Raw genomic sequence first — 18,889 nt, forward strand, 5'->3', positions numbered from 1 at the left:
CTCGCTTTTTACATCACGCCACGCTGTTCACAACCTCCATGGGAATTACAACTAGGCCAGGGCACCGGACGCCGCCGGAGGGAATGGCAGGGGCACGATGGTCCACACGATGGGACGCTCCCGCATGGGAGCACACCCCCACCCTCACAGCGTCTCCTGGGTCGTCGGATGTCAGCGAAGCCGGGAGTCTTCGACCATCCGGGCGACGTGAAGGGTCAGGTATGTCACTTCTTCTTCGGTCAGGGGGGTGCCCAGCCGCAGCTCGAGTACTGCCTGCAGCTTGAGGGCGGTCGCGTACGCCTCCGGGTAGGCCTCGCGGATTGCTTGCTGAGAGTGCTGGCCCCGTCGTCCAACTGTTGGCCTGTCTGTGCGCGCACGAAGAAGTAGCGCAGGTGGGTGATGAACCGGGCCGCGTTGACCGTGTCCCGTTCAAAGGGGCGCTCATAGGCCTGTTCGAGCCCCCTGCAAACACAGGGAACCCGCGAAAACATGCGGAATCCGCGTCCTTCGGAGATAGTACGGGCTAATCCGAAGCCAGGAGTGTGGACATTGTCCACACTCCTTTTTGGGGATTTCTTTGCTTGGTTTTCCTTACTTTGTGTAGGCGGCCGGGACCTCGTAGTTCGCGGCCAGCGGGAGGAGCTTCGGGGCAGGGTGCGGGCCGCTGGAAAGCCAATCGTTGCTGATCTCGGTGGCTTTAGCGGCTTGGAGGACGAGCTGTGCAGCGAGGGCCGAACCCGTGATTTTGGCGTAGGCTACGGCGGTCTCACCGACGGCCTCTATGTGTTCGAGGAGCGGGAGCAGGTGTGCTGAAGTGACGTTGCTGAGTTCCCCCACCCGTTTGCCGTCGAGTCGTACCTCGACGAACGGGCGCTGCGTGCCGTTCTTCAACGTGTTGATCTCTTTGTGCAGGCTGACCAGCAAAAGGCCTCGACCGTCAGTTGGGACGTGGTGGGACAGTATGTCGAAGTGGTTCTCTTCCTTCAGGACCTGAATTCCTGATCCCCACGGCAAGAGCGTGCTCAAGCCCGCGGGGGGCCTCGTTGAGCGGAACGATCAGTTCCGGTTCTGGCAGCGCAACGGTGACGCGTGCACGAAGCTGGGCGCCGTCGTCGTAGCCCCAAATACGAGCGGTGGTTGCAGCCAGGAGTCCGCTTGCGATGATTCTCCTGATGGGTTGCGCGTAGCGAAGCGCGTCCTCACGACTGAGATAGCCAAGCACCCGGCCTCTCCACCGAACACTGATGGCATTGGAGTCGTATGGGTTGTCCGGCTCGGCAACCAACTCAACCTGAACGCCTTCAGCTTCGCCTTCGGTCCTGCGAGCGGATAAGGCCCCGCTGGCGCGGAGCGCCGCCTTGATTGCTTTGCCGTAGGCGTGCTCACCAACGACTTCCACGTTCGGCCATTCCGTGCGACCAAGGGAAACAGGATACGAGCTCTTAGGGGAGGAGGCAGGCTGATTGACCGCTGCAATTGGTTCCAGCGGCACCGCGTATGACGAATCCTGGGGCGAAGCGTCAGCAGCCAAATTTTCGATACCGTCACCAGGGACCCTCAGAGATTCTTCGGTTGTGGCTGACCAGGTGGCGTCCTCCCAAGCCTGGCGGTCACGACGGCGCTTTCGCAGCACGAACATCAACCCGACAATGCCCGCTGCCAGCACAAACCCTGCAGGCGAAGAGACTGTGACAATAAGCAGCAGCAAGCCGAGCATCGTCCACTGGGCAACTGTCCCGGCCTTCTCAAGCTGTGGCACACCGCGGCCGCCCGCGTTCAGCCTCGACGGGCTTTCACCGACGAAGGTAAGGACGTTTGCTGCCTGCCCCTGGGTCAGGTGCATGAGGCTGGGGCGCGTTCCGGTTGCCCGGGCGACGACTGCACGCACGAAGTTCCGTTGGAACTTCGATGCTGCCGGCGTTCCATCCGGCGCCAGGAGCTGCCGCCACGTTTCGTCGCTGACGATTCGACGATCGATGCGGCCACGCGAAGGATCGGATCGCCGAACGGCAGCGTTCCGGGTGGAACGGCGGGTGGAGTTACTGGTCGAATAGGAGATGCCAGTCTTGGGGACCCTCACCGTAGTTGTTTTGCGACCCGTTGCCGACTTCGTGACCCGCAAGGGGCCTGTTCCAACGCTTGCGCTCAATCCTCGCTTCGATGCGGTGATGTGCACCGGCCCAAAACTCTTTGACTTGCGGTAACGAAACCCCAAACCTGTACCCCCAATAAATTTGGCATACGCGAAGCCAGTTCTCCTCGTAAGAGAGATTGTATGCATCAGTAATCGGTGCAGAAACAAACGGCCACCAAGTGAAATTTCCACGCCGCCGAAAAGCCGTCTCAGCGCCCCTCATAACCGCAGAAGTCATGCAGTCCCATTCTTCAAAACCCATGGAAAAGCAAAACTCATCGCTGCTTGTCATTCTGATACTCCCCATGACCGCTGGGCGGGTCCTCCGCGCAACCAGGGCGCTACCGCGCCGACCCCGAAACCGAAAACTTTGCGGAACAAGGCACATGCGCTCCGCATGGAAGTTTCCAGTCCCGGGGCCGGTCCCCCAAGTTGCACTTCGGCCCCTCGACCCAGCGGGTGGTCCCCTACCAGAACGACGCCCATAACCAACAACCGCAGAAGAAACAGCAATCGCAGGGTGAAGGAATCACGGGATCATGGAAAAACTTACGATCAAAACACCATCGGATGTCCTCAGCTTCATTGGGCACACCCTCGGCTTCTGGCCCCAGGAAAGCCTGGTGTGCATCACAATGAAAGACAACAGCATCGGAGCCACTCTCCGCATCGACCTCCCCTACCAACCGGGCCAGGAACTCTCCTACGCACAAACCGTCGCTCACTACCTCACCAGCGACGCCACCGCCACGTCCATCCTCTTCGCCGTCTACACCAGCGAAACCAGCCAACCCGGGCAGGCCAGGCCGCAGGCCGGCACCATCGCGGCGCTCACCGGAGTCCTCGCAGAACAAGGCATCACCATCCGAGACGGCCTCATCGTCGGCGACGAAACCTTCTCCCCCTACGACGGCGAACCAGGCACCAACCTCGCCCTGCCCGTCAGCTCCACCGAAACCAGCTGAATATGTCAGTTTGATTCAGGACCGGTGTGACGGTTTGAATCAGGACCACCCCACGACTCGCCGGTTGGTTGTGACGGTCTGAACCAGGACCACCCTCAGTGTTGCTTCATCTGATGAAAGCAACACTTGGAGGTCCGGATGAGAGTGCGCTTGGAGCTGTTTGCCTGTATTCGCAGAGATGCCCGCGTTGAGGGCTTATCGATCCGCGGTCTGGCAAAGCGGTATCAAGTCGGTAGGGACACGGTCCGGCAGGCATTGTCGGATCCCGTCCCTCCAGCACGGAAGACTCCGGTGAGGTCCTCGCCTCGGCTTGATCCCTTTAGACCGGCCATTGACGCCATGCTGGTTGAGGACACGACGGCTCCGCGGAAGCAACGCCATACGGCCCGTAGGATTCTTGCCCGGCTCACCGAGGAGCATGATGCGGAAGAGCTGTCGTATTCGACGGTGCGAGACTACGTCCGGGTCCGCCGGGCGCAGATCGATGTGGAGGCCGGCCGCAGGGTTGAGGTGTTTGTTCCTCAAGAACATGCCCCGGGCGCGGAGGCCGAAGTGGACTTCGGCGAGGTCTGGATCGTGTTGGACGGGGTGAAGACGAAGTGCCACATGTTCATATTCCGTCTCTCCCACTCCGGCAAAGCGATCCACCGGATTTACCCCACCCAGGCCCAAGAAGCATTTCTGGAAGGCCACGTCGAGGCGTTCAACGAGATCGGCGGCGTGCCGGTCAAACACATCCGCTATGACAACCTCACCAGTGCCGTCAGGACTGTGGTGTTCGGGCAGGGCCGGAACCGTGTGGAGAACGATCGGTGGGTGTTGTTCCGCTCGTTCTACGGTTTTGATCCTTTTTATTGCCAGCCAGGTATTGCCGGGGCTCACGAGAAAGGCGGCGTCGAGGGCGAGGTGGGCTGGTTCCGCCGCAACCGCCTTACCCCGATGCCTGTCGCGAAGTCCCTTGAGGAGCTCAACGACCGGATCCGGGACCGGGAGGCGCAGGACGATCAGCGGCGGATCGATGGCAGGATCCGCACCATCGGCCACGACTTCGCCGCCGAGCGCCCGTTCCTGGCCCCGCTGCCGGCCGAAGAGTTCGACCCCGGTCTCGTGCTGAACCCAAGAGTGGACAGATCCTCAATGATCACGGTGCGGATGGTGAAGTACTCCGTACCGGCACGGTTCATCGGCCGAAGGGTCCGGGTGTCCTTGCGGGCGTCAGAGCTTGTGGTATTCGACGGCCGCGCGGTGGCGGCCCGGCATCAGAGAGTCATCGTCAAGGGCGGCCAGTCGGTCCAACTGGACCATTACCTGGAGGTCCTCAAGACCAAACCCGGCGCTTTGCCTGGTTCCACGGCCTTGGCACGGGCTCGGGCATCAGGTTCTTTCACCAGCGCCCATGAGGCCTTCTGGGCCGCCTCGCGCCGGGTCAACGGCGACGCCGAAGGGACTCGTGAACTGATCGATGTCTTGCTGCTCCATCGTTCGATGGATGGAGCAGAAATCGAAGCAGGAATTACTGCCGCGCTGCGAGTTGGTGCGGTCAGCGCCGATGTCGTCGCGGTCGAAGCCCGCAGACACGCAACGACCTCCGCCGCCGAGGGTGGGCCCGGGTCGGACCGTCATCGCGGTGACCACGCTCAGGCGAAAGTGCAACGCGTTGTCAGCCTGACCCAACGTCGACTCATGGACCCGGCTGCCGTCATCGCCGGGCTGCCTTCTGATAGCCGGCCCCTGCCCTCAGTCCGTGCCTATGACGAGCTGCTGGCCAAACGCGCCGAACACCCTGCAGAAACCGCGTCGAAGGAGAACATCTCATGAGCCCCACAGCCCCTGCCACAACCGTCACCCCGGTCCTGCCCCGGCGACGCGGTCTGACCGAACAGGCCGCGGTCGCAGCCGTGGACCAGGCCTGCCGCCGGCTGCGCCTGCCCACCGTCCGTGGCGTCCTGGATGAAGCACTGAGCGTTGCCGGGAAAGAGCAACTGTCCTACCAGGGGTTCCTGGCCGAGCTGCTGCTGGCCGAATGCGACGATAGGGACCGGCGCTCCTCGATCCGCCGCGTTAAGGCCGCGAACTTCCCTAGGGACAAATGGCTCGGAGACTTCGATTTCGATGCGAACCAGAACATTAACCCCGCAACGATCCACACCCTTGCGACCGGTGACTGGATCCGCAAAGGCGCACCCCTGTGCCTCATAGGAGACTCAGGGACCGGCAAATCACACCTGCTCATCGGACTCGGCACCGCCGCCGCCGAGAAGGGCTACCGAGTCAAATACACCCTCGCCACCCGGCTCGTAAACGAACTCGTCGAAGCCGCCGACGATAAAGTGCTGGCCAAAACCATCGCCCGCTACGGCCGTGTCGACCTGCTTTGCATCGACGAACTGGGCTACATGGAACTGGACCGTCGAGGCGCCGAACTCCTCTTCCAAGTCCTAACAGAACGGGAGGAGAAGAATTCCATCGCGATCGCGTCCAACGAGTCATTCTCCGGCTGGACAAAGACGTTCACTGACCCGCGCCTATGCGCCGCCATCGTGGACCGCCTCACCTTCAACAGCACCATCATCGAAACCGGCACAGACTCCTACCGCCTCGCCCACACCATCGCCCAAAAGAACGCTTAGCCCTCCAGCGCAGCGTCCCTCCGGACTTCTGCATGAATCCCTCACTGCGACGCGAATCGAGTCAGACGGGGGTGACGGTCACTGCTTGGCAGCCGATCATAGAAGGTCCTGGAGCCACTTGGTCTGACGCAGCAGCATGCCTCCAAACGGATCGAAACCGGCTCCGTGTTTCAGAAGCCGGTTCCGTTCCGTATTTCGCTAGGGATCAGGTTCTCCGGGAGGAGACGTCACTACCCCAGGTGTGGAAGCCGCCCCATCCGGAATTCCAGCCCGTGTTGTAGTTCACCGATACCCAGGTTGGTGCGTAGACGTAGCCTGCTCTGACCTGGCTGTACTCGTCATGGATAGCGACATCGACAGGTGATTGCCAAACCAGCAGAAGTTGCCCGATTCGTAGGTCTCAGCGTGCGCGAGACTGTTGGATGTTTGCCAAAAACTCGTCCCGCTGAATGTCCCGGGGTTGCAACCGTAGGGTTGAACCGTCCAACTACCCGATCCGTAGGCGCTAGCTGGTGACGTGCCCAGGCCAACAATGAGTGTTGCCGCCGCTGCACCCACGGCTAATGCGGAAAAGCGCTTCTTCATTTTATTACCACCGTAAACGCTGAGTAATGCGCCGGCTGTTTTATGGCGCAATGAAATGGATTAATGCAAAGCAGGATAATTTGCATGGAAGACGATCAATGCAAATGGGAGCCGTCCCCGTGTGGAAATTCGGGAAATTATCTGCTTGAGCGCAGGAGGAAGTTAGGAGCCTGGGCGGTCCAGCCGGCTTCATTCTTGGCGGCATCCAACGACTGTTTGGCTGCCTCCGGGACTACAAGCCAGGCAGACTCCGTTCGGTCTGCCGTTTCCAACCTCAGGCCATAGGATTCAAAGCCCGTTAGGAGCGTGCATCCCGACCATTCGCTTTGCCCCTGAGCGTCTACGGGGAACATACAGATGGTCCCGCTGCTCGTTGGAGCTGCGTAGTATGTGTACGCCTTTCCGTGGCCCAAGAGCCGAAGCTGGGAAGGGTCCACATCCGGGGTTTTGCGGATGAACTCCATGGCCGGGGCGGGGGGCTTGTCTACTTCTCGTTGTGGGCTAGCTAAAGAATCGATGATCCTGGAGGCGTCCAAGGACCTATCTGGTGGCGTGGGTGCGAGGGCGAGGAGGCCTGCCGCAGTTCCTGCAAGTCCATGGGGGGATCGTAAAACATGAAAGATAAAGTAAAACTTGCTATTGCTGGAACAGTGGACGTAAACCTTGTATTTATTTGAAAGAAGGAACAGTCTAGGCCTCGACTGAGGCCAGTCTATTTTTGGGGTGCTGATATTACAAGAGGCAATTTTTGAAATTTGATGCAGTCCATGGATCTATTGAGCGAGAGCGAAGTTCTTCAGCTATTTGTTGTTGCGCACCAAGAAATTTGGGGCTTGTAGGGTCCAGCCGACTTCGTCCTTCACCGACTCGAGGCTGGCTGCTGCGCCTGCTGGTACGACAAGCCAGCCTGCCTCGGACCGGTCCGGCGTCTCGATTTTGAGGCCGTAGGCTTCGAAATTTTTCAAGAGGGTGCATCCTGTGGTTTTGCTGGTTCCGTCGGCCGCTACAGGAATGATGCAAATGGATGTGCCGGAGGGTGCCCCGGGGGTGCTGTTCTGCGCAGTGGCCGGCGCTCCAAAGTAGCGAATGGTGGCACTGTGGCCGAGGAGTCTGGTCTGCGAAGGGTCGATGGCCTCGTTTTTTAGCACGGGATGAGCCGTGGCGGGCAGTCGATCAGTTGCCTGTTGAGGCCGGTTGAGCGAGTCGATAATCCTTGAGGGATCATCGGATCTGTCCTCAGGAGTTATGGCTAGGGCTAGCGCGCTGAGGATAGTTGCGCCAACTAGTGTGGCAGCAGCAGTTCGCATTCCGAGTCGTCTCTGGTTGCCTAGCCACGGGTACTTAGTCTGATCGATAGTGGCTGGTAGCCGTACAAGCTGCTCACGCAGAGCGTCGCTTCTGTCCCTTTGAAATTGCTGGCTCATTGGGTCCTGCCTTCGGAGAGTCTCGGTTCGATGATGCGGGGCTGCCAGTCCGGTCCCTTGTAGTGTCTGCCAAGCCGTGTCTTGGCTCGATGTAGTCGGGATTTCACAGTTCCTTCCGCGACGGCCAAGGCCTCAGCAGCTTGCTTCAGGCTCAGCCCCTGTATGACACATAGCGTGAGCACATCACGGTCCTGAGGCTTGAGTTGAAAGAACGCGGTGCGCAAGGCGCGAGCCTCCGCATCGCGTTCTACCGATTCGACGAAATCTTCCGCTACATCCCTCACCGAGGCCGGCGGCGGGAGTTGGTCCAGGAAGGCTCTGTAGCGGCGGCGTTGTCGGTTGTGGTTGCGAATCGTATTGTTGGCTGTCACGAGCAGCCAGGCGATTATGGAGCCATTGACCATACGGACTTTGTCCCGACGGCGCCACGCCTCAAGGAAAACGATGGCAGTGATGTCCTCCGCCTGGTGAGATGATCCGACAATTCCTATTGCGTGACCATGGACACGATCTCTGTAGCGGTCGAAGAGCGTTCCGAATGCGTCCCCATCACCGTTGACTGCAAGCAGCCATAGGGCCTCGTCTGTACTCTCTGATCCCCCGCTCATACTTCATAGTGTCCGCAGCGTCAGATTGGTTCCATCATTTTTTGAACTTTCTCACGAAACCCTCCACTGTCTCCTGCGGGTGGGTGAGCTGGGGCCCGGATGTCGCCCCCGCCTTAGTTCGGTGCAGCTTGGTGGTCCTGAATCAAGCCGTCTTGGTGGTCCTGAGTCACGTTGACATATTCACGGGCGGAGTACGGGTCAGAATTTGGCGGCTATGCCGACTACTAGGCGGTCGGCCCGTGTCCTGGCGAATGCTCATCAACTAAACGGGGCAGTGATGGAATCCGGATTCGACGCCGGGGACATGACTGCGAAGGAGGCTGCGGCCTAGCTGAGCGGCCCGGTCGGGTTCGAGATCAGCGTGAAATTCCTCTACGGTCTCCGCTCACTCAGCCGCGGCCCGGTTGTTGAAAAGCACCCTTCATCTCCTGTGGCTTCAACTATGGCACGCAGCTGGCCGGCCACCTCCCGCCACATGCCCCTGTGCTAGTTCTTACAGATCACATGGTTGATCTGCACTTGGTCGGGATTGAGTCCTGAGCGGGCTTCAATGTGCACTCGCTTAGGACTGTCTTTCGTCAGATTGCTCACCGTGCCGCTGGCGGTGCCTATGGTCTTTCCTTTCTGGAGCAGATCCACCATGGCTTCAGCCGACTTGCAGCCAGCATAAAGTGGCGTCCATAGCCATACTTCGGTGCACGCTGCCCCTGTAGTGCAGGTGTACTGGTCGTGCGCGACCCACTTTAGGTAAAAGGAGCCGTTCTGAGCCCAGTCTCCTTGCCGTTCCAGCTCCTTGACGACAGCCGGGTCGGCGCCGGGTGCCACTGTCGCTGCAGCGTCGGATGCTGAGGTTAACGACCCGGGCTGTGATACTCCGATGGCGAATATGCCGACACCAATGACCACCAATGCGGCGATGACGGCAATGAGACCGCCGTATCCTTCTTTTTTGCGTGGAGGGTTGTACGCCGTAGCGGGCTGCGTTGGCTGTCTTGTAGGAGACGGCGCCGGCGGCCGTAGTGGCGGGGAAACTGCTGCGGAGATGACGGTGTTGATCCTCTTGTGGGCGCGCACATCAAAGACCTCGCGCTTCTCCATAATCATCCGTGTGTGCTGAAGGGCTGCCTCCCACTGATGGAGGCTCCCCTGCGATTCCTGGACCCAGGAGTTGGCGTCAGCCAGGAGCTTCGCGAAGATTCGTTCCTTGGCCTTTTCAACGGCTGTCCGCACGTGCTCTCGGGCATGCCCCAACGTGGTCAGCGGGTTCTCGTTCCTCGCGGCTGCGATTGTGCAGACGTGCCAGGCGATGGCGTCGGCAGCACCTTCACAGACTTCGTTGAGCCGCTTTTTGGATACTGCGGCAGGTGGTCCCAGATGCAGCTCCCCGCTGAGGTCCACAGGCGTCATGATCAACTCCGGGTCCACCAGTAGATTCCAACCCTGCGGACGCGCCGGCCAAGAGGGGTCCGGTCTCCAGTCCGGGCCGGGCCTCCACCCCTCTGCCGGCCGCGGCCAGCCGGGTGGAGGATTGAAGACTTGGAGACGCTGCTGCGAGCCCGCAGCAGCAGGACGTGCCGTTGCCTGTGTTGACACGCCGTGAGCAGCGGTACTGGATGACCAGGCTGCCGTCTTGAACGCATCGATCTTGGAACGCGTCCGGAAGTACCTGACGGCGTTGATGATGGCGAAGATTGGGCCAAGGACAATCGCACCTTTGAAGGCCACATATGAGCCCCCAGCCGAGGCCGCGTTGTAAGAGGTGAGAGTCACGAGACCACCCACGACGGCAATGCCGACGTGGATCCATGCCCAGACCGCAAACCGCCGCGCGGCTCGCTCCAGCTCGGCAACATTGCCCAAATCCCCCACTTTTTACGTCCTTCTAAGCAGCGCGGCGTGATCCGCTTGCGCTAAGCGTAGTGGGCCACCGCCTTCCCCGTTATAGCGTCCCGAATATGTCGCAGGGATGGACTGGGAAAGGGCCAAGGATCTGTTCATCGGTGGGCCGTGCTTAGCCCTGCTTGAAGATCAGCTGCTCTATCTGTTCGGGTTCGATGCCAAGCTCTTCCGCCCATTCGGCCATACAGCTGGTGTACCGACGGTAGCTGTCGGCGCTGTTCCAGTTGAGCCAGAGCGGGCCGATTTCGTTGCAGTTCTTCCTGAACCAGCGTGCCACAATGCTGTCCAGGATCGGGGTCGTGGCTACTTGCTCGGAGGCCTTGGTGGAAAAGCTGATGTATTTAGTGACCAACGCCGGCCCCCACCAGGCGAGAACTTCCTGTCACTCCGCCGCCGGTCAACGACGTGCTCGAACGCGGCGTTCCCGCCGCTGGTCATAGCGATCTGCGCGAGCGTGAACAGCTCGGCGTTGAAGTGCTTGCTGTTTGCCGGGTCCGTGTGACCCTGATGACCCGCTCAGCCCGGTATGGACCGAAACCCGTCCCTGCATAGCCCCAGACATAGCTGGCGATGTAAGCATCCAGAGCAGAGTTAGGGTCCCGGATGAGCTTGAACGAGTCCAGGACGCCTGCGCGGCCTATACGATTCGGCAGTGATTCGAGAACGCTGTAGTCGCCGAGGTACTTTGCCCAGCTCTTCTTCTTCCATTCAAAGGGACCTTCGACGGCCGGCCCTCTGCATTCCAGTTCTTGAATCTTCTTTGCAGGTCGTCGGGCACAGCCGGCATCGTCATATCTCCCTTAGGTGATCGTCCACTACTCTCGCATATGCCGTCAGGGTTTCTCCTTAGGCCGGGTCCGGGACTGATGCGAAATTGAAGACTTTCCGACCGTGAATAGTATGCAGCATGGGGAACAGTGAAAGCCGAGCCACGTCCTTCAAGAAGTCCTTGGAGGCCGCCGGATACAGCGTGGTGTGGAAGCCAAAGAAGGCCTGGTTCCCTGGGCGACTATCGAGGCGCTTCCCGCCACGGCTGCGGACACACTGTTGGTCATTTTCCGGGAACTGGGCGGCGTGCCGGCCCACCACGCAGCCCTGGCACCCGGCGGATGGGACATGCAGGCTGACCAGGTCCTCATTGAGTTTGACGAGGACCTGCATTTCAACAGGTACCGGGCCTTTTCACTCGCCACACCATGGTCTGCTGAGCTTCCCTGGTCCGCGACGTACCGTGCCTACTCCACGGGGATGGAAGGGATGTGCCTGAATGCCGGCGGACACGGCGGAAAGTGGGCCAATTCCTCCTCAGACCGCTTGTTCGGAGGCTCCGATGAGAAAGAGGTTCTCGGACCTCTGGGCCCTTCCCGGTGGAAGCAGCGCGCCCTTTATGACGCAATCAATGATGCTTACGCGCTGTGCTCCACGCAGGTGTCCCTGGCCAGGGTTTCGATCCATGACCAGATCGGTGGTTTGAACGTAAACCAGGCGACGAAGAAAGACCTTCTTCTGGAGCCGGAGGCACTCAGGCCCTTCCTTTTGGCCAGGACGGTGCCCGTGGAGGGGCTGAGCACCTCGCCATGACCCTGTCGCTGCAAGGAAGCCTTGGCTGGCGCAGCCATTAGCGCAAATGGAGTCATAGGAGTGCAGGTGCCGCCACTGGAACAGGGCCCGGGATGGTCACCGTAGTGCGCGGCGCGGCGTCACAGCCGCAAGGTCCTCACAGCTGACTGCCTGAAGCGACGTACTTGGTCCGTGAAACACCAGGAGGGCTTCACCGGTCATATCTTTCACGGCCTCTGGGGCCTGAGGAGGGACTGAGGTGAGGCCATAGATGTCCTCCGGGCGATCAGAATTACCCAAAACGGTGCTCTCGTCGGGGACGACAATCCGGTAGTTGTTGGTGTTTCCCATATTTGAGAAACGGAAAATCAGGCCTAGGGCGGGGCAATCCGTTGTGAAGGCCTCAACGGTATTAATGGGGCTTTGGTAGACGGTATCGGCGCCATACCTGGCGAGCTTGGCTTCCCACAGTCCGTCTTTTGCCACCCCTGAAAGGCCGGGGTCCCTGCAACCCTTTACGAGGAAGATGTCGGCGTCAGCCTTCCGTTCCTGCAGGACCGGTTTGCCGTCCGCATCAGGATGGTTCTTGCGGCACTCGGCAAGCACGTCGGGCGCGGCCCGCGGGAAGGCCCATTAGCCAGCGGCGACCAAAAGAGCGAGAACGGTACAGAGGCCGGCGATCGTGCCTAACGACCACCATTTGCTGCGGGCCGAGCCGCCGCTCTGAGCGGAACCGCTTCCCGTGTCGCTCATACGGGGAGTATCTGCTCATGCTCCGGGATCGTCAATGGCCAGAGACGGGTTGGGGTAGAAGGAGGGGGCACACGGAGAGTCCCTAAGGAGTGGCCATTTACAGGCCCAAACAAGCGGATAGACCAAAAGACTGGCAACGTCCTAAGCGCCGTCGGCCAGCTCTTGCATCCGCAGACGCCGCTCTTCCCACTGCTCGGGCGTGAGGTCTGGAATGTTCGGCGCGGATGGGCGCAGACCGATGAAACCGTCCAACTGCTCGCGCACGATGTCCAGGTGTCCGGCATGTCGGTGGGACTCGGCGATCATGTGCACCAGAAGGCGTTCCACCGTAGTGTGGCGGTGTCTTGTCCACCATGGCACCACGGCGGGTGCATCAAGCTCCAGTTCGTCGAGCACGGCATCGGCTGCCACCGTTGTCTGCCGGTACATCATGACCGCCTCAGCCAGCGTCATAGTCGGCGGCGCGAGGAAGTCTGCCTGGGGGTCCCCGGATGCGATGACGCCCCGGACAACGGGGTTCTCAATGTCCCGTCCAAGACATGAAATGAAGTACTGGGACTCGGTGACGGCCAGGTGGAGCAGCAAGCCCATGACATGCGTGCCCGTCCGAGTCAGTGGAGTACGTGCCTGGGCATCACTCAAGCCCTCACACTTCCACAGGATTGCTTCGCGGGCATCGCTTAAATATTCACGAAGCTGGGCTGCTCTGGCTTCTGTATCGAATGGCATGAACTGAGTCTAGGAGCGCGGCTCGATCGCCGAGGGGCGCGTGAAGTCACGCCGCGTCAGGAACTCCTGACTCAGGCGCTTTCCCGACCCCAAGGAGAGCGACGGCGAGTAGAACCACCTTGCCACCCTGAATCAAGGGAGCCACCAAACGCAGGTACTCCTGCCGCATTGCCGACTGCATTTCCGGCGTTTGGCTGGTGACGATCATGCCGATTCCGCCGACGCCGCCTGCCGGGCCTGCCCACAGATCTTCAGCATCGATGGTGAAGTCCCAGTCGAGGGTGTCTGTCTGCACTGAATCGAGGCCGGCCCGCACCAACAGTTCATGGAGCCCAGCCTCCGTGCGGTCAAAGTCCTTATCGGCTGGAAGCCTCTGTTGGTCCGGCACCACTGCCCCGCTGGCTTCCACCACGTCGGCCCACAGCTTGTTGATGGCGGAGAGTTCAGATGGCCAGATCGTCACGGAGACAGCTCCGTCCGGCCGGCAGACGCGCATCAGCTCAGTCACCGCTGCGCGGGGATCCCCGACATGGTTCACAACGAAGGTGACACGACTGCGTCAAAAGTATCCGCTGCGAACGGTAGCTCCGGAAGTCGGCCGACCAGGAGTTCAGCCTGCGGCGCCGCCGCAAGGGCCAGCGAGAGCATCCTGGCGTCCGGATCCACGCCCGTCACCTCTGCTCCGCGGCTTAGGGCCAGGGCTGTGACGTTGCCGGTGCCGCATCCAATGTCAGCCACACGGCGCCCGGTGAAGCTGCCGACCACTGCTTCTGCCGCGTCCAACAACGGCTCAACGGCCCCGGCGCACAGGTGGGGGAAACTGCGGGCGTACGGGCCGCCCAAGCCGGCCCAATTATTGAGGGAGTCCTTTGCCATGGGTCGACAGTATCTCCCCGGTCGGGCCGGCAAGCCCCAACAACAGATGTCGCGCAGCCCGGGCTAAGCTCCTGGGATGGCGGGTGATATTCGGAGTCTGTTCCTCAACGGCACAGTCGGGTCCGGAAAGACGACGACGGCCGAAGCCCTGCACCGGATTCTGATCGACGACGGAATCAGCAGCGCCGTCGTGGACCTGGACCAACTCCGGCGCGCATGGCCGGCTCCCCCGAACGACCGGTTCAACCAGGAGCTTGTACTACGAAACCTCCAGGCGGTCGCCGGAAATTACCGCCATGCAGGGGTGGGAAGGATTATTGTGGCCGGCGTCATCGAACACGCAGCCGATGTTGAGCGCTACCGTCAGTCTCTCGGCGGCCGTGAGCTGTCCCTGGTCCGCCTGAAACCAACCATCGGCACCGTTCAGAAGAGGCTGCGGCACCGACACGAGGCTGGGAGTCCTGATTTGTCCTGGCATCAGGACCGCAGCGTGGAGCTGGAGGGGATCCTAGACAAGGTCCGGCTCGATACTCATGTCGTCGAACTGTGGCTCAGGGTGGGTGTCCCATCCCCGGTGCGCGATGGCTGCAGCATTCTCATCATGCTGCTGGTCAGGGCTCTTACCCCTGCCGGAACGGTCCTTTGATACGCGAAGATATTCACGAACCAGGAGATTCTTTGGGTCCATAGACCCACCCCAGTCCAAATAGTTGTCCCCACTCACCGCGGGGAAGTGGGTCTCCCAACAGGACGTCACTTATGCGCTGACGCGCCATGGCCGAGATGCCTACAGCCCGCGACACGAGCCCTCAGCGCGGAAGCAGATCAAAGTAGACGGTGCCGGAATTCCAGCTAATTGGATGCAGTAATGTACCCACGGCGGGGTTCAAGGCGCTCCACATCATGCCGTTGCCCGCGTAGATGCCAACGTGCCCCCAGTTATCCGGTCCTTGGGGATTCTGAACCACCAGGTCCCCCGGCTGCGGGTCGTCGGTCCGAACCCCAACACGCCACTGCTCCACCCGCGGCAGTTCGATTCCAGCCTGCCGATAGATCCATTGCACGTAGCCGGAACAGTCCCAGGCTTTGAATGCAGTGCCACCCCACACATACCGTCCACCTAGACCTTCCTGCGTGAACCGCAGAATGTCCTGGCGGAGCTTACTCAGGTTTTTCCAAGATGCCGCAGGCCCCACTTTGGGCGGCGAAAATGAGCAAGGAGCTGGCGACGTGTCCGGTTCCAACGCAGCAACGACTGCTGTCGCTGCACGCTCCCAACGCGCGTAAAGCTCGGGAAAAGCAGATACCTGGACTGCCTGAGCAGCCAAGTCTTTGTCCATCGCCTGCCACCCCGGTACGTCGAGCAGCCCTCGAGGACTTCCTCGGTTGGGACCCAAAGGGCCGCCGTAGAAGGCGCGGGCGTTGTAGAAAACGTCCATAAGCTGCTCAACGCTCCCCCACCCCGCCGTGGGACGTTGTTGAGCCGAGCCTATCGAGTCATGGTCGCTCCCAACGCCATCATTTGGAAAACCCATGGAAGCCGGAACCCTGGGATTTGCGAGAACGCGCAAACTCGACTCCTGCATCGCCATCATGATGGCAAAGATCTGTCCCGAACGTGGTACACCAAGCTGTTTTCCGACCCCAATGTACGCGCGAGCCACGCTTTCCTGTCGCGAGTTCAGCTCGTATAGCACCTGGCTACCATCGCGGACCTCCAGGCCATCGCCAGTCCCCGTACCTGTGCTGATAGATGCAGCATCAGCCGGAGCACAAGCGACAGTTAGCTCGCCTCTCAGACCGGCAAGTAGAGCCACACCCGCGACGAACGCCATCAGGCCGAGAAGCACGAGGACAGTCACAGCGGCAGCGACACCTTTAAGCAGTGCCCGCCTTCTAACCAGACCGGCCACGGCCATAGGACCGACCATCAGTAGACGATCCGGTCCGCGGTCGCATAGAAGGCAACCATGGCGCAGCGGTCAGCCGGAGCTGTAGCCGCAGGCGGGCAGTTCAGCATCACCGTGATAGGTGCCGAATAAGTGTTTCGGTCCCTGCTCGTCTCATCGAGCACTTGCACGATCACAGTGCACACGTGAAGGCCAGCCCACGGCGGAGGGAATTCTTGAACTTTGGCTAGCTCGAGATCGCAGCGAACAGATTGGGCTTTGGCGCTCCGGCGCGCCGACTGCTGTCCAAGACTCGCAAAGGAAGTGGGAGTCACACCAGTGGCCTCGAACTCTTTGACCAATACCGACAAGGGGTTGGATCCATCGGGAAGCAACTCCCACCACGAACGCACCCGTGCATACACATCCGAGTATGACGACGAGCGACTGTCCCAGGTGTAGATTCCCCTTGCTGCCTCTACAGCGAGCGCACGGAAGTCGCGCGTTGGCGAAAGATCAACAGGCGAGGCCAGTGCGGCCACATTGGTTTCGCTAGGGAGAGCAGAGGGCGCGCCCGATGCCGAGGGCGTCCCGGAAGATGCTGACGCCAGAGGCGTGCTTGGTGTCGGGCCAGTGACCGACGACGTACCCGGCCTATCGCCCCGCCAGAGCATTACAACAAGGCCGCCTATCAGCAACACAACGAAGAGTCCGGCAACGAACGAGCGCTGACGGCCCACCGCAAGGAGTGCACGCGGTCCCCGGCTCCCCGTCCCCCAGCCAACCATGACTTATGCAGTCTGCCTGTTGGCCTCGTGCTGGAGCACGCGCCAAGCTGTCCGGTACAACTGCCGCGCGAAACCGATATTCACGGCGACATACCGCTCAGTGACACCAAGCTCCGTCGCCAGCGCCGCCATCTGCACAGACCTAGGCAGGCCGCGCAACCCTGGACGGACTATGGTCTCCGCGACTCTTCTCAGAACAGCCGTGGGAAGGCAATCCGCAGCGCACCGGCAAAGACCTTCCATGCTGACCCCCGGCTCGGGGTGGCAGTTCAAAGCAGCATTGATAGTCATGGCGGTCTGCCGCACGACGGTAACGGCATGCCAGCGCCTCCTGTCCCTTGGCGAGGGCGGCCCGTAATGCCTTGGCCCGACTAAGCTTGAGACAGCCAATTGCCAGGTATCCTCCCTCACGTTTTTTTGCACCAGGCCAAGCATGGCCTGAGCCCAGGCGTGATCGACATACTTCTCCGTGCTGTCCCAACCCAACCCGGCGCTGACGACAGCAAGCACTTCAGGTGAGGGCTCCGCCGTCGTGAAATCCATGAGCAGCGGCAAAGTCTGATGACTAAGTTCGCGCCGGACGTGTGCCGCGCAGATCTTGTTGCAGACACCTTGGACCCAGGCTTCGAACGGAATGCCGGGCAACTCCCGGTAGCGCCCCTTCGTCACGCCGTCCCATACGGCGACCCGGATATCCTGCATGAGGTCGTCCACATCGCACATGCGCCCAATCCGCGTGAGACGGGAAACCACGTAACCCTGAACACTGTTGACCGCGCTCATGATGCGGTCGATCGGGATATTGCACTCCCCTGCCGCAGGAGGGTTTAGCAATGAGACGTCGACAGTGATGGTCTTAACTGGTTCCCGGATGGGTTTATTTGCTTTGGCGTCGAGTTCCACGACTTCACCGCTTTTGTTCAGATCGAGTAGTAAGCAGAGTCGCGGGTAGAGCAACTCGCGGATGTGGATGCGCAGATCCACCAACGACCAGTAGTAGCTATAGGAGTTATTGTCGAAGATACTTAAAGTATCGTCAAGGGTGCCGTTCTTACTTTTTGGTCAACCTTCGGGAAGAATGTGGCTATGCCGCGGATTACCCAGCCACACGACGCCGCCTGGTCGGCTGACGTTGAGGCTGCCGTCGCCACGTTTGGCAACCGGTCTCGGAACGAGATTCTCCGATTCCTCACGGCGAATGGACCGGCGACGCGAGGCGACATTGTCGCAGCCGTCAGCGCCGGCGAACCGAGCGTAGCTAAGCACCTCACCGCCCTGGAGGACGCGGGCGTGGTGATAGTCGACGTCGAACCTGGGCGCCGGCACGGGCGCTCGCCCCGGTACTCTGCCAACGCAGCCCGAATAAAGGAACTGCTCGACGCGCACCTAGGCTACCTGCTCGAGAAGTAGTGGCAACGTTTGCGACGGCGGTAGCGCCTGTTCGATCTATTCCGCTGCTTCACCCGCGTCTGACGATGAACCCGCCGCTGCTTGCTCACCTTCCGGCCGCCGGCTGATGTCCCTGTTCAAATACTCTGTGATGACACGAAGCGTCTCCGGGGACACATCACCAAGAGTCCTGGCCGCAAACGTCTTCACACGAGCTGCGCGCAGAGACTTCACAAACTCAAGCTGTGAATCAATGCGCTCGGGCAGGTCAGCGGCCTCGCCTCCCTGCAGATACCCAGGGTCGACATTGAAGATTTCACACAGAGCTCCCAGCAACGCCGGGTCACTGACGAGTCTCCCCGTGCCGTCCTTCATGTAGAACCAGCGGGCTCTGGAAAGTTTGATTCCCCTGCTCTGCAGCTTCTGCTGAACCTCACGGAACGTGACCGGCTGACCTCGCTCGGCAACCACAACATCAAGCAGAAGGTTCAGGCGTCGCGCCAACTCTGCCTGTGGAGACGAGCCAGCACTGAATGCCTCTTGGTCAGAAGACAAGACCCGCCTCCCTTCTGGTGCGATGGTTCACGCCGACCCTGGTGCCGTTATTCTTCTGCGGAAGGCCGCCTGCAATAAGGCTTGCGGGTTGCTTCCATCCCCTTA

At 60.6% G+C, this 18,889-nt stretch carries 20 protein-coding genes and 1 pseudogene; 6 read left to right on the forward strand and 15 right to left on the reverse strand.

Going from position 1 to position 18,889, the window contains the following annotated elements:
• Positions 1-171: 171 nt before the first annotated feature.
• The 3 genes from HNO81_RS20415 to HNO81_RS19995 all read right to left on the reverse strand — a co-directional run bounded on the left by HNO81_RS20415 (position 172) and on the right by HNO81_RS19995 (position 2,326).
• Positions 172-321 (reverse strand): PRD domain-containing protein, encoded by a 150-nt coding sequence (locus HNO81_RS20415; RefSeq protein WP_371818253.1) that lies wholly within the window; start codon positions 319-321, stop codon positions 172-174.
• 270 nt (positions 322-591) lie between these two features.
• Positions 592-924 carry a hypothetical protein gene (locus HNO81_RS12245; protein ID WP_175318403.1) on the reverse strand — a complete coding sequence of 111 codons (333 nt, stop codon included), beginning with the start codon at positions 922-924 and terminating at the stop codon, positions 592-594.
• 13 nt (positions 925-937) lie between these two features.
• Positions 938-2,326 (reverse strand): DUF4236 domain-containing protein, encoded by a 1,389-nt coding sequence (locus HNO81_RS19995; RefSeq protein ID WP_217509369.1) that lies wholly within the window; start codon positions 2,324-2,326, stop codon positions 938-940.
• 347 nt (positions 2,327-2,673) lie between these two features.
• On the opposite strand from HNO81_RS19995, the gene HNO81_RS12260 reads away from it, so the two are divergent.
• From HNO81_RS12260 to istB, 3 genes are all read left to right on the forward strand, one after another.
• The gene (locus tag HNO81_RS12260; protein WP_175318404.1) at positions 2,674-3,099 is read left to right on the forward strand and encodes a DUF4192 family protein; all 426 of its coding nucleotides are present in this window, start codon (positions 2,674-2,676) and stop codon (positions 3,097-3,099) included.
• Positions 3,100-3,237: 138 nt separating this feature from the next.
• Positions 3,238-4,917, forward strand: a complete 1,680-nt coding sequence (istA, locus tag HNO81_RS12265; RefSeq protein WP_026265212.1) for an IS21 family transposase — start codon at positions 3,238-3,240, stop codon at positions 4,915-4,917.
• Positions 4,914-5,729, forward strand: coding sequence for an IS21-like element helper ATPase IstB (gene istB / locus HNO81_RS12270; protein WP_175318405.1), 816 nt, complete (start codon positions 4,914-4,916; stop codon positions 5,727-5,729). The genes istA and istB overlap by 4 nt, the downstream gene beginning before the upstream one ends.
• 1,385 nt (positions 5,730-7,114) lie before the next feature.
• Here the strand turns inward: istB and HNO81_RS12275 are convergent.
• The 5 genes and pseudogenes from HNO81_RS12275 to HNO81_RS20420 all read right to left on the reverse strand — a co-directional run bounded on the left by HNO81_RS12275 (position 7,115) and on the right by HNO81_RS20420 (position 11,000).
• Positions 7,115-7,462, reverse strand: coding sequence for a hypothetical protein (locus HNO81_RS12275; RefSeq protein ID WP_018763980.1), 348 nt, complete (start codon positions 7,460-7,462; stop codon positions 7,115-7,117).
• 272 nt (positions 7,463-7,734) lie between these two features.
• Positions 7,735-8,346 carry an RNA polymerase sigma factor gene (locus HNO81_RS12280; protein WP_175318406.1) on the reverse strand — a complete coding sequence of 204 codons (612 nt, stop codon included), beginning with the start codon at positions 8,344-8,346 and terminating at the stop codon, positions 7,735-7,737.
• A gap of 486 nt (positions 8,347-8,832) precedes the next feature.
• Positions 8,833-9,771 (reverse strand): hypothetical protein, encoded by a 939-nt coding sequence (locus HNO81_RS12285; RefSeq protein ID WP_175318407.1) that lies wholly within the window; start codon positions 9,769-9,771, stop codon positions 8,833-8,835.
• 586 nt (positions 9,772-10,357) lie between these two features.
• A pseudogene (locus HNO81_RS12290) lies at positions 10,358-10,606 on the reverse strand (hypothetical protein); the annotation flags it as partial.
• A 73-nt stretch (positions 10,607-10,679) separates the two neighbouring features.
• The gene (locus HNO81_RS20420; protein WP_371818254.1) at positions 10,680-11,000 is read right to left on the reverse strand and encodes a hypothetical protein; all 321 of its coding nucleotides are present in this window, start codon (positions 10,998-11,000) and stop codon (positions 10,680-10,682) included.
• Between the two features lie 220 nt (positions 11,001-11,220).
• Between HNO81_RS20420 and HNO81_RS12295 the strand changes: the two genes are divergently transcribed.
• A complete protein-coding gene (locus HNO81_RS12295) occupies positions 11,221-11,826 on the forward strand; it encodes a hypothetical protein (RefSeq protein ID WP_254703443.1) in 606 nt (201 codons plus the stop codon).
• 96 nt (positions 11,827-11,922) lie between these two features.
• On the opposite strand, the gene HNO81_RS12300 is transcribed toward HNO81_RS12295, so the two are convergent.
• From HNO81_RS12300 to HNO81_RS12315, 4 genes are all read right to left on the reverse strand, one after another.
• Positions 11,923-12,411, reverse strand: coding sequence for a hypothetical protein (locus HNO81_RS12300; RefSeq protein WP_175318409.1), 489 nt, complete (start codon positions 12,409-12,411; stop codon positions 11,923-11,925).
• Positions 12,412-12,699: 288 nt separating this feature from the next.
• Positions 12,700-13,287: a DinB family protein gene (locus tag HNO81_RS12305; protein WP_175318410.1), complete on the reverse strand. Its 588-nt coding sequence runs from the start codon at positions 13,285-13,287 to the stop codon at positions 12,700-12,702.
• Between the two features lie 46 nt (positions 13,288-13,333).
• Positions 13,334-13,750 (reverse strand): hypothetical protein, encoded by a 417-nt coding sequence (locus tag HNO81_RS12310; RefSeq protein WP_175318411.1) that lies wholly within the window; start codon positions 13,748-13,750, stop codon positions 13,334-13,336.
• Between the two features lie 71 nt (positions 13,751-13,821).
• Positions 13,822-14,163 carry a class I SAM-dependent methyltransferase gene (locus HNO81_RS12315; protein WP_175318412.1) on the reverse strand — a complete coding sequence of 114 codons (342 nt, stop codon included), beginning with the start codon at positions 14,161-14,163 and terminating at the stop codon, positions 13,822-13,824.
• Positions 14,164-14,239: 76 nt separating this feature from the next.
• On the opposite strand from HNO81_RS12315, the gene HNO81_RS12320 reads away from it, so the two are divergent.
• Positions 14,240-14,809, forward strand: coding sequence for an AAA family ATPase (locus tag HNO81_RS12320; RefSeq protein ID WP_217509370.1), 570 nt, complete (start codon positions 14,240-14,242; stop codon positions 14,807-14,809).
• Positions 14,810-14,972: 163 nt separating this feature from the next.
• On the opposite strand, the gene HNO81_RS20135 is transcribed toward HNO81_RS12320, so the two are convergent.
• Complete coding sequence (locus HNO81_RS20135) at positions 14,973-16,025, reverse strand: C40 family peptidase (protein ID WP_175318413.1); 1,053 nt, start codon at positions 16,023-16,025, stop codon at positions 14,973-14,975.
• Between the two features lie 818 nt (positions 16,026-16,843).
• Positions 16,844-17,824: a hypothetical protein gene (locus HNO81_RS12330; RefSeq protein ID WP_134164336.1), complete on the reverse strand. Its 981-nt coding sequence runs from the start codon at positions 17,822-17,824 to the stop codon at positions 16,844-16,846.
• A 102-nt stretch (positions 17,825-17,926) separates the two neighbouring features.
• Between HNO81_RS12330 and HNO81_RS12335 the strand changes: the two genes are divergently transcribed.
• The gene (locus tag HNO81_RS12335) at positions 17,927-18,250 is read left to right on the forward strand and encodes a helix-turn-helix transcriptional regulator (protein WP_109864167.1); all 324 of its coding nucleotides are present in this window, start codon (positions 17,927-17,929) and stop codon (positions 18,248-18,250) included.
• A gap of 36 nt (positions 18,251-18,286) precedes the next feature.
• Here HNO81_RS12335 and HNO81_RS12340 read toward each other — a convergent pair whose 3' ends face one another.
• Complete coding sequence (locus tag HNO81_RS12340; protein ID WP_109864168.1) at positions 18,287-18,784, reverse strand: hypothetical protein; 498 nt, start codon at positions 18,782-18,784, stop codon at positions 18,287-18,289.
• Positions 18,785-18,889 lie beyond the last annotated feature (105 nt).

It is taken from the genome of Pseudarthrobacter sp. C4D7, from assembly GCF_013359725.1.
Classification (GTDB): domain Bacteria; phylum Actinomycetota; class Actinomycetes; order Actinomycetales; family Micrococcaceae; genus Arthrobacter.